Genomic DNA, 10,826 nt, shown 5'->3' on the forward strand with positions numbered 1-10,826 from the left:
GAGCTTGATGCGTACATCTTTATACGAAAACGATATCGTACTAGAAAGGATAATTGATCCCAATGTTTAATACAGATTCATTTAATCTGTAACTAGACAACCATTTGTTTTCTGTTAAATAGGGTTCAAATGTTTTAAAAGCAAGATCTAGTCTTAGTACCAAAAAGTTAAAATCGTATCGAACTCCAAATCCTGTTCCTAAAGCAATGTTTTCTAGGGATTTAAGGCCGTCAAAGATTTCTTCGTCAGAAGCTGTTGTTGAACTGGGTAGATTCCAAATATTACCGGCATCCGCAAAAATAGCTCCGTGTATACTGTTAATAATCTTAAATCGATATTCTAAACTAGAAAGTAGTTTTAGATTTCCAATATTAAACTCTAATCCAGTGTTGGAACTACCAGGTCCTAATTCGTAAGTTTTCCAAGCTCTAATGTCGTTAGATCCTCCTGCAAAATAACTAGTAATAAACGGAATATCTTTGTTTTTTCCAGTAGGAATAGCAACTCCTACAAAGGCTCTAAAAGCTAAAGAGTTGTTGATGGATTTGCTCCAAAATTTACGGTAATCAATATCGATTTTAATAAATTCAGAAATGGCAATGCCTTGAAATGTTTTCTGATGGTCTTCCTCTTTAAAAAAAAGACCATTTACATTTCCAGAAGAACTTATTTTGGTTTTGAAAAAATTGTAACTAGTGTCAGACAAGCCTCTTCTGCTGTTGTGTTCAAAAGAATAAGACGTAGCGGGAATAATATTGTTACTGGTAATAATTTCTTCTCTCTTGGCAATATTTTTTAAAGAGGTGTATTCCGTAGGATTACTGCTAGCAAAACTGCTAGGAACACTATTAATAAAATTTAAAGCATTGCTAGTTGTTAAGTTGAAGTTGGCATCTATCAACGGTTTGATTTCTGAAATTTTTCGGAACTCAGAACTATAGATATCAAAATAAGATTCAGGGTTTAAGTTGTTGATAAATTGTAGATTTAACAACTCAATATTATGAGTATTTTTACTAGATGATTTCCATGAATAATTAATAACACCACTTACTTTTTGCTTATCCAATCCTATGTTTTTTTGAAAACTGGTACCAATGGTAACTTTGGTTTTAGGAGTCATGGTACGAGGTACAATATTGGAGAAAAATGGAAAAATAAAGCGTGGAAATTCCAAAGAGGCATCTACCCCAACTTCATAAGCATTAAAACTAGCAGAGTCTTCTCCACTAACTTTGGTAGCCGTATCAAAAATACTTCCTTGTAGCGATAGTTGAAAAATTTCAGCACCTCTAAATAGGTTTCTATTAATAAAACTAAATCCTCCAGACAAACCTAGTTGCTTAATGTTAGAGTGAATAATTTCAGTATTCAATCCAACTCCATATTTTTTTTGTGGGGTTAACACAATAGTGGTAGCCAATTTGTTGTTGGCTAATTCTTTATGAGTTATTTTAATCGACTTAAAATTGTTTAAAGATCTTAAGTGATTTCGGGTAAGTTCAACACTTTCGTCATTATAGATTTGATTAGGTGCTATAAAAATAGAATTGGCCAATGTTTTGGTTCTGTACTTTAATTTAGAATGTGCATAAAAGTCTAACAGATTATAGGTCTTTTTAACATCGTTAGGGGTGTTTCTCGTCTGATAAGAATAGTCTGTATAAACACTAATTTTTTGTAGCGTCTGAATTTTTGTAGGCAATTCAATAATTTCATTCCCTTTTTTAATTCGTCTATTCTCTATATGTATATCTATAGGAGTAATATGGTCGGGAGCTAAAGTGTCTATCTCTTTAAAGCTAACCAATCCTTCGCTAAAATGATAATAGCCATTGTTTCTTAAAGTACGGGTGATTTTGGAAACGGTATTCTTAAAATTTTCTAAATGATATTGTTGTCCTGTTTGTAACGGAAGCCTGTCTAAATGAGTTCCCAATGTTTTGGCAACCGATGGAGAGCTAATTTTATAATGAATAGGTCCTATATAAAAAGGCTCGTTTTTGGTAATGTTGTAAATAACATTGGCTTTTTTAACATCGTTAATAACAGTGGTTTTAACGGTAGAGTTAAAATAACCATTGTTAAAAAAATGAGTTCTTAAGTTTTGCTCTGTTTGTGATGTTTTCCTAGAGTTTAAAATAATAGGGGCTTCTCCTTTATTTAAGAACCAGTTATTGATGCTCTTTTTTTTATTTAAAAGTTTTAAAGTTTGTTTTTTAGACAAGGTTCTATCCCAGAAATTATTCCTGTTAACAAAAGTTTCCATTTTTAATTGGTGAATAGAATCGTAGTCTAAATTTCCAATATTATAGATGTGTAATCCTAAAGGGATACCTAAAACCGTATTGTTGGGTCTTTGAATTAAATAAGAAGTAATTTCAAAATCAGAAGTTGTTTTACCATCAATTTTAATGGTGTTTTTATCTAGTAAATATTCCTGATCCTTAACATACTTAGTCGTATTACAAGCACTCAGTATAATACTGATGGCTAAGAGGGTAATAAAGTGGGGAAAGTGTGATTTCAAAAAACAACGAATTTTGTTCAAAAATAAGCATTAAATAGATGACTAAGTAACGCTAATTGATTTTTAGTAGTAAATTTGACTTTTTAAATAACTACTTTATGTCGATTTCTAAAAATCAAATCAAATTAATAACGAGTTTACAACAAAAAAAGTATCGTTCCCGTGAAGGTCTTTTTGTGGCTGAGGGGATAAAAGTTGTAGGAGAGTTTTTAAAATCGGATTTTGAATTGCATAGTTTATTTTGCACGGAGGATGTTATTGCTACGTATCATAATTGTGGTCCTGTGACAATTTCTGAATTAGAGTTGAAAAAAATAAGTGTATTAAAATCGCCAAACAAAGTGCTCGCACTGTTTCAAATTCCAACTAAAAAAGGAGTAGATGATTTTGGATTAAAAGTAATGTTGGATGAAATAAATGATCCAGGAAACTTGGGAACCATTATTCGATTGTGTGATTGGTTTGGGGTAAAAGAATTAATCTGTAGTAAAACAACAGTAGATTGCTACAATACCAAAGTAGTACAGTCTACCATGGGCTCTTTAACTAGGGTTGCTGTGCAATATGTTGATTTGGCCGAGTACATCAACACTTCAGAACAACCATTTTACATAACAGATATGGAAGGGGAAAGCGTATACACCGCAAAGCTCCCAGAAAATGGAATTATAATTATGGGGAATGAGGCAAATGGAGTAAGTGCTGAAATAGAAAATTTAGTGTCACAAAAAATTACCATTCCTAGGTATGGTGACATACAACAAACTGAAAGTTTAAACGTGGCAACAGCCACAGCAATTATTCTAAACGAATTTAGAAGGGCTACTGGAAAGTTAGGCTAAGCAAAATAGCTCTAGACTTTAGGCTGCTTAAACTGCTTTTAGCAGTGCTTCCCAATCCTTTGTATTCGTTGTTAAATCCGTAGATACCTCTAATAGAGGGAGAGAATTTAAAAAACGGAAAATAGAAACTAGTTCCCAAAGCGAGTTCCCCCATAAAATTGTGTTTTGTCAATACAAAATCATTGGGTTTTGCTCCACCGTCTCCTATGTTTTTTTCTGCTGTAAAATTGTAGTTGTAAGAAACTCCTGTAGAGATAAAAGCACTGGTATTGTTGATTCTCTTAGTTACAAATTTAAGAGAAATAGGTAGGTGAAAGTGTGTAGTAGGCATTTGAATAGTTTCTCCCGCAAGTGTTAGCTTGTTGGTAGTGCTAAAAACCCCAGGTTCTGCAATAACACTTATATATTCGTTCAAACGTAAGTCTGCCAAAACACCCAATTGAAATCCTGCTCCTGGACTAATACTGGCATTACTTCCTTCTAAAGCGTATCCTTTGTAATGCAAGCCTAAATAATATCCGTATCGAATACGAGTATGATCAAAATCTCCTAATTGTGAAATTTTCTCCCTTTGCGCATAGCTAAATGTGCTGGTGATAAGAAGAAAAATGACAATAAAACGTTGCATTACTTAGTGGCTTTGTATATGGTAGAAACTCCAAAGGTAACAGGAAGATCTTCTACATTGTTAAATCCGTTGTCTTTTAAAATAGTATTAAATGCTTCTCCATAAGGAAAAGAATTGGCTGATTCTGATAAATAAGAATAAGCAATTTTATCTTTAGAAAACAATCTTCCTACCAAAGGCAAAATAACTTTGCTGTGAAATTGGTATCCTTGTTTAAAAGGAAATTTAGTAGGTACAGAAGTTTCTAAAACAATAAAAATTCCACCAGGTTTTAAAACTCTGTAAATTTCTTGCAGTCCTTTGTTTAAATTTTCAAAGTTTCGGACTCCATAAGAAACGGTAATAGCATCAAAAAAATGGTCTTCGTAAGGAATGTTTTCAGAATCCCCCAAAACCAATTCTATAGAGGCTTCTAAACCTAAATTTTTAATTTTGTCTTTACCTACCTCAAGCATTCCTGCAGAAATATCTAAACCTACTACCTCGGCAGTAGGAATGGCTTTGCTTTGCATAATGGCCAAATCACCAGTACCGGTAGCAATGTCAAGTATTTTTTTAGGGTTTGTTGCTTTTACAAGGCTAACTACTTTTTCTCTCCATTTCACATCAATTCCAAAAGTAATGACTCTGTTTAAGCCGTCATAATTTCCAGAAATATTGTCAAACATATTAGCTACCTGATCTTTTTTAGTAGCATTAGAGTCTTTATAAGGTTTGATGGTTTTAGACATAGATAAAGATTAACCGTTGGCTGCAATTACATTGTTTATTTTATTAGGTAGCATTTCTTTAAGCATGGTTTCAATTCCATTTTTTAAAGTAATGGTAGAAGATGGACATCCACTACAAGCTCCTTGTAAAATAACATAAACGTCTTTGGTGTTTTCATCGTATTGTTGAAAAACAATGTTTCCTCCATCATTAGCTACGGCAGGTTTTACATGTTCTTCAAGAATATTGGCAATCTCTAAAGAAGTACCCTCTAGGTTTTCTATAGGAGTAGCTTCAATTTCTACCTTAGCCTTGGCAATAGAGGTATCAATAATAGTCTTGTCTGATTGTATATAATCTTTTAAGAAGTTTCTTAATTGAGTATTAACTTCTAACCATTCTACCATGTCGTTTTTAGTAATAGACACGTAGTTCTCAGAAATATAAACTTCTTCTACAAATGGGAATTCAAATAAAACCTGAGCAAGTGGAGAGTTTTTAGTCTCTTCTGCCGATTTGTATTCATTGTCATCAGGTGTTAACATTTTGTTACAACCAAATTTCATCACCATAGGGTTAGGAGTACTTTCTGCATAGACTTCAATAGCCTTCTTTCTAGTTTCAGCTTTATCAGTTACAATGGTATTTCCTTCGTTTAAGTAGATTTCAATCAACTCTCTAATGTCGTTCTGAATAGCACTCCACTCAACAATATCGTATTTTTCAATAGCAATAAAGTTAGCGCTAATAAAAACTTTACCTACAAAAGGAAGTTTAAACAACTCTTGAGAAATAGGAGATTCTTTAGCTTCATCAATATTGTTGAATTGATAGCTACCTCCTTGGGTAATTTGATTGTTGCTAACAAACTTAATGATGGAAGGATTGTTAGTTCCTTCTATGTTTATTTTATGTGTACTCATCTCTCAAAAAAATTTGTACAAAAGTAGGGTATTTATATTTAATGACCTTGTAATTTAATCAGTAGCTGTTACAGATAATAAGTCTAAATACGCTGATTAAAAGATATAGGTATAGCTCATAATAAAACTACTGTTGTTGTTATCTATAGTGGCCGTATTTACAATGTTTCCATCATAAATATCGTAGCTACTGTCTTGACTGGTTTTCTGGTAAGCCAGATCTATTTTAGAATTCCCAAATCGATATCCCATTCCTAAAGACCCTGAGTATTTATCACCCAGTTTTAATATATCAATATAGTTAGGATCCAAATTGTCTTTAAAAGGACTTTGTTCATATCCTGCTCCTCCTCTTAGGTGTAAGTTTCCTAAGCGTAGTTCTGCTCCAATACTAACATTGCTCGTGTTTTGTAGTGCTTCTGTAAAATATTGATTGTCATCTCTAAATTCTGTAATCCCATCAAGGTTTAAGGAGTTGTATCCTTTATAAGTATAATCAATATTAATAAAACCTAGGGTTCCTAAAACTACAGCAGCACTTGCAGTTACTTTGCTAGGGGTTCTTAAGCTATATTCTAAATAAGAATTGTCTATATAAGGGTCAGCTGCATCAATTCCTTTGTTGGGAATACTAGCAATTAATTCAGTAACGTCATATTCTTCTAATACATTATAATACCAAGTAGGAGAGGTAACGGACAGTCCTAATCTAAGTTCGTGTATAGGTTTTACAATAATTCCTGCGTTGATGGAAAAACCACTTGCGTTTTGTGAGTTGTTTTGAATAGACAATCCATCTAAAACGTTCCCGTCGTTATCTTCGTTTAGTTCATTCAGTTCAGTAGTTTGTGCAAAATTTAAGCTGTGAAAGTTCAATCCAGCTCCTAAAAACACATTGTCATCGTATTGTCCTGCCAAACTAAAGCTTAATTTAGAGGTTTTACCATCAATGGAGTTAAGCAAACGTTGACTTTGTGCATTGGTATATTCATTAGTTGGATCATCATTTGGATGAATATAAAAAGTAGCATAACCACTATTTCCTTCATACAAATCTCGAGTATGAAAATCATTGGTTAATTGATAGTTTACGGCAAAGGCTACTTTACTCCAACCACTATAAGAGTGAGTGTCGTTAAAGACAAAAACACCTCCAATTTGATCTAGGTTAAAACGGGTAGATTCATTTTGGGTTTGATTACCGTAATAGTTGTTACTATTACGGTAGTTGTGTATTCCTGTTGTAAAAGCAAATTCACCATGATTAAATATGGCAGCTCCAGCAGGGTTTACTTGTATAGCGCTTAAATCTCCTCCAACAGCTCCCATAGAACCATTTAGTCCTACAAAACGTGCTGTTCCTAGTTTTTTTTCTGAAGAGAACAAAACACCTAAATCTGTATAATTGAATGTCTGGGCACTAGCACCTAAACTAAAGGTTGCAATAGCCAATAGGCAGATAATATTTTTCATGTCTTTAAAGTTTTATCTTCTTCTAGAGCTGTTGCTGTTAGATCGGTAAGATGACGATCCATTGCTTCGAGAACTAGAAGAACTAGAGGATGAACTTGAATTGTTGTAGTAACTGCTTTTTGAAGAAGAGCTACTTGAGTTGTTGGTAGACGGTGTTCTTATGGAAGAACTATTGTTGTAAGAAGGTGATCTTCTGTAACTTTTAGTGGGCTGACTACTGCTGTTGCTACTACTATTGTTATAGTAACGGCTTCGAGAGTTAGAAGAACTAGAAGATGAGTTTTGATTACTGTTATTGTAATAACGACTATCGTTGTTAGAAGAACGATAGGTATTGCTATTGCTTCTTTTACTTTGGTTTTGTCTGTAATAATTGGTGTTGTTCTGACGGTAGTAATAATAAGGGTTTCCGTAAAAAGAACTATAATATGGAGAGTTCCAATAAGAATTATACTGATAACCAAATCCCCATGCCCAATCATTGTATCCGTAATAATTGTTCCATCCCCATGAGTTCCATCTATTTCTACCTCCCCAAAAAGGATCGTTCCACCCCCATGAGTTTCCCCAGTAAGGGTCATAGGTGTTTACATAGACTTGAATATTTTGAGCATTGTCATTTACATAAGAAGCTCTTGAATCCTTAATACTAGATGGAGGAATAGGTGCTGTATCTTCTAAAGTGATGCTATTAAGTCCATTTACACGATTCATTTCATCGCTAAAAGCAGTGTTGGGAATGTGTTTAGGACTTTCGTAAATTCCATCAGTATAAGTGTAGTTCTGATAAAAAGTACAAGATGAAAACAGAAGACACAACATTCCTATCAAAAAATAAGGAGTTATGTTGATATGTAGAAAGTTAGTGCTCTTCATAATACTTGTCATTTTATTGTTGAACAATGCAAAAAATAGTAGTTTTGCCAACCAAACCCTAAGAGGTTTAAGGATATTATTAAAATTACAACTTTTGTGCCAAAGAAATAGATATGGGGTCAAAATTAACGAGTAGGAGTACAGATTACTCAAAGTGGTATAACGAATTGGTTGTAAAGGCCGATTTAGCTGAGAATTCAGCCGTTAGAGGATGTATGGTGATTAAGCCATATGGTTATGCTATTTGGGAAAAAATGCAGAATGAATTGGACAGAATGTTCAAAGAAACGGGGCATGAAAATGCGTATTTCCCGCTATTTGTTCCTAAAAGTTTGTTTGAAGCAGAGGAAAAAAATGCAGAAGGATTTGCAAAAGAATGTGCGGTAGTAACACATTATAGATTAAAAACAGATCCAGACAATCCAGGAAAATTAATTGTAGATCCTAACGCAAAACTGGAAGAGGAATTAGTGGTTCGTCCTACCAGTGAAGCCATTATTTGGAATACCTACAGAGGGTGGGTACAGTCTTATAGAGATTTGCCTATCAAGATAAATCAATGGGCCAATGTAGTTCGTTGGGAAATGAGAACAAGGTTGTTTTTAAGAACGGCTGAGTTTTTATGGCAAGAAGGGCATACAGCTCATGCATCTAAACAAGAAGCTTTAGAAGAGACTTTACAAATGCAACAAGTATATGCCGATTTTGCAGAGAACTTTATGGCCATGCCTGTGGTAAAAGGAGTAAAGTCTGAAAGCGAACGATTTGCAGGTGCAGACGATACATACACTATTGAAGCTTTAATGCAGGATGGTAAAGCTTTACAAGCGGGAACTTCTCACTTTTTAGGACAGAACTTTGCCAAGGCTTTTGATGTGAAATATACATCTAAAGAAGGAAAGCAAGAACATGTTTGGTCTACTTCATGGGGAGTATCAACTCGTTTGATAGGTGGTTTAATTATGACTCACTCAGATGATCATGGTTTGGTATTGCCTCCAAAATTGGCTCCAATCCAGGTGGCAATTGTTCCAATATACAGAACAGAAGAGCAATTAGAAGCAATTAGAGCTAAGGTTAACGAGATTTCTTCGGAACTAAAGGCAAAAGGAATTTCTGTAAAGTTTGATGATAGAGATACTTATAAGCCAGGATGGAAATTTGCTGAATACGAACTAAAGGGTGTTCCTGTAAGAGTTGCTATAGGAGCAAGAGATTTGGAAAATGGAACTTTAGAAATAGCTCGTAGAGATACATTGGTAAAACAAAGTTATCAGCAAGAAGAGGCTGTAACTGTAATAGAAGGCTTGTTAGAGGAAATTCAAGAGAACTTGTTGAATAAGGCATTAGAGTACCGAAAAGAGCATACGACTTATGTGGAGTCTTTTGAGGAGTTTAAAGAGGCTATTGAGAACAAAGGAGGTTTTGTTGCCGCTCATTGGGATGGGACAGAAGAAACAGAAGATAAAATTAAAGAAATAACCAAGGCTACAATTCGTTGTATTCCTCTAGCTTTTGAGGAGGAGCAAGGGCTTTGTGTGTTTTCAGGGAAGCCTTCAAACAAGCGTGTTTTGTTTGCAAAAGCTTACTAAGAAAAAAAACTTTAAAATTTTTTTTAAAAAACTTTGTAGAATTATAAAACGTGTGTATATTTGCAACCGCTAAAGCAAAAAGCACAGCTTTAAAGTTTAAGCTATAATGGTCCGTTCGTCTAGGGGTTAGGACGCATGGTTTTCATCCATGTAACAGGGGTTCGATTCCCCTACGGACTACAATTTTTTTTTAGAATAAGATAACACATACATACGATGGCAAATCATAAGTCAGCATTAAAGAGAATAAGAAGTAACAGCGCTAAGCAGGTAAGAAACAAATACCAGCACAAGACGACTAGAAACGCTGTTAGAGCTTTACGTAGTACAACAGATAAGACTGAAGCTGAAGGGCAGTTGTCTAAAGTTGTTGCTATGTTACAGAAGTTAGCTAAGAATAACATTATTCACAAGAATAAAGCAGCTAACATTCAGTCTAAGTTAACTAAGCACGTAGCTTCTTTATAAGAAACAAATAATGGTCCGTTCGTCTAGGGGTTAGGACGCATGGTTTTCATCCATGTAACAGGGGTTCGATTCCCCTACGGACTACAAAAATCCTTACTGTTATTCAGTAAGGATTTTTTCGCATGCATATATATGAAAGAATAAAACTGTGTTTTCTTGGATCATACCTAAAAGTTGTGTTTTAGGCAAAAATATTGGTGAGTCTAAATAGGAAGAATTCAACGTTTTTAAGGATCATACCTAAAAGTTGTGTTTTAGGCAAAAATATTAGTCAATCTAAAGAGGAAGAATTCAACGTTTTTAACACCTCTGAACTGAGCTCTAAAAGCTTTGATTTTGGCATTGAAAGATTCAGCAGCAGCGTTTGTACTTCTATTATTAAAGTAATTCAATATGGATCGATAATTATTATAGATGGAGTTTGCGACTGTATTAAAAGCCTTAAATCCTGATTTTTCTACTTGATTGTACCACTGTGCTAACCTTGTGTATGCAATTTTTATTGATTTAGCTTGGTTAAATATATTTCTAAGACTTTGCACTAAGTCAAACGCTTTTTTGATATCTGGGTATTGTTGGAATAGAATTTTACTTCTTAAGTATTGATTTTGTGGGATCATACCTAAAAGTTGTGTTTTAGGCAAAAATATTAGTCAATCTAAAGAGGAAGAATTCAACGTTTTTAACCCCTCTGAACTGAGCTCTAAAAGCTTTGATTTTGGCATTGAAAGATTCAGCAGCAGCGTTTGTACTTCTATTATTAAAGTAATTCAATATGGATCG

The 10,826-nt window shown here is 34.0% G+C and carries 11 protein-coding genes and 2 tRNA genes; 5 read left to right on the plus strand and 8 right to left on the minus strand.

Annotated features, from left to right (window positions below; genetic code table 11):
* Positions 1-40: 40 nt before the first annotated feature.
* Positions 41-2,530, minus strand: coding sequence for a translocation and assembly module lipoprotein TamL (gene tamL, locus GGR97_RS01935; RefSeq protein WP_167896728.1), 2,490 nt, complete (start codon positions 2,528-2,530; stop codon positions 41-43).
* A gap of 98 nt (positions 2,531-2,628) precedes the next feature.
* Between tamL and GGR97_RS01940 the strand changes: the two genes are divergently transcribed.
* The gene (locus GGR97_RS01940) at positions 2,629-3,372 is read left to right on the plus strand and encodes a TrmH family RNA methyltransferase (RefSeq protein WP_167896729.1); all 744 of its coding nucleotides are present in this window, start codon (positions 2,629-2,631) and stop codon (positions 3,370-3,372) included.
* On the opposite strand, the gene porT is transcribed toward GGR97_RS01940, so the two are convergent.
* The 5 genes from porT to GGR97_RS01965 form a co-directional block, all read right to left on the minus strand.
* On the minus strand, positions 3,353-4,000 hold the full coding sequence (porT, locus tag GGR97_RS01945) for a type IX secretion/gliding motility protein PorT/SprT (RefSeq protein ID WP_167896730.1): 648 nt from the start codon (positions 3,998-4,000) through the stop codon (positions 3,353-3,355). The genes GGR97_RS01940 and porT overlap by 20 nt on opposite strands.
* Entirely contained in the window at positions 4,000-4,731 is a 732-nt protein-coding gene (ubiE, locus tag GGR97_RS01950; RefSeq protein WP_167896731.1) for a bifunctional demethylmenaquinone methyltransferase/2-methoxy-6-polyprenyl-1,4-benzoquinol methylase UbiE, read from the minus strand. Before ubiE ends, porT begins: the two co-directional genes overlap by 1 nt.
* Before the next feature lie 9 nt (positions 4,732-4,740).
* Complete coding sequence (locus tag GGR97_RS01955; RefSeq protein ID WP_167896732.1) at positions 4,741-5,634, minus strand: NifU family protein; 894 nt, start codon at positions 5,632-5,634, stop codon at positions 4,741-4,743.
* A gap of 96 nt (positions 5,635-5,730) precedes the next feature.
* Complete coding sequence (locus GGR97_RS01960; protein WP_167896733.1) at positions 5,731-7,107, minus strand: OmpP1/FadL family transporter; 1,377 nt, start codon at positions 7,105-7,107, stop codon at positions 5,731-5,733.
* A 12-nt stretch (positions 7,108-7,119) separates the two neighbouring features.
* Complete coding sequence (locus tag GGR97_RS01965) at positions 7,120-7,983, minus strand: hypothetical protein (RefSeq protein WP_167896734.1); 864 nt, start codon at positions 7,981-7,983, stop codon at positions 7,120-7,122.
* A gap of 113 nt (positions 7,984-8,096) precedes the next feature.
* Between GGR97_RS01965 and proS the strand changes: the two genes are divergently transcribed.
* From proS to GGR97_RS01985, 4 genes are all read left to right on the plus strand, one after another.
* Entirely contained in the window at positions 8,097-9,575 is a 1,479-nt protein-coding gene (proS, locus tag GGR97_RS01970; protein WP_167896735.1) for a proline--tRNA ligase, read from the plus strand.
* A gap of 108 nt (positions 9,576-9,683) precedes the next feature.
* Positions 9,684-9,755, plus strand: a tRNA-Glu gene (locus GGR97_RS01975).
* Between the two features lie 36 nt (positions 9,756-9,791).
* Positions 9,792-10,043 (plus strand): 30S ribosomal protein S20, encoded by a 252-nt coding sequence (gene rpsT, locus GGR97_RS01980; protein ID WP_167896736.1) that lies wholly within the window; start codon positions 9,792-9,794, stop codon positions 10,041-10,043.
* Between the two features lie 12 nt (positions 10,044-10,055).
* Positions 10,056-10,127 (plus strand) — tRNA-Glu (locus GGR97_RS01985).
* 170 nt (positions 10,128-10,297) lie between these two features.
* On the opposite strand, the gene GGR97_RS01990 is transcribed toward GGR97_RS01985, so the two are convergent.
* Together GGR97_RS01990 and GGR97_RS15360 are read right to left on the minus strand one after the other, a co-directional pair.
* Positions 10,298-10,663, minus strand: a complete 366-nt coding sequence (locus GGR97_RS01990; protein WP_245229431.1) for a transposase — start codon at positions 10,661-10,663, stop codon at positions 10,298-10,300.
* A 16-nt stretch (positions 10,664-10,679) separates the two neighbouring features.
* Positions 10,680-10,817, minus strand: coding sequence for a transposase (locus GGR97_RS15360; RefSeq protein ID WP_262887198.1), 138 nt, complete (start codon positions 10,815-10,817; stop codon positions 10,680-10,682).
* Positions 10,818-10,826: the final 9 nt, after the last annotated feature.

The organism is Wenyingzhuangia aestuarii, assembly GCF_011927765.1.
In the GTDB taxonomy this organism is placed as follows: domain Bacteria; phylum Bacteroidota; class Bacteroidia; order Flavobacteriales; family Flavobacteriaceae; genus Wenyingzhuangia; species Wenyingzhuangia aestuarii.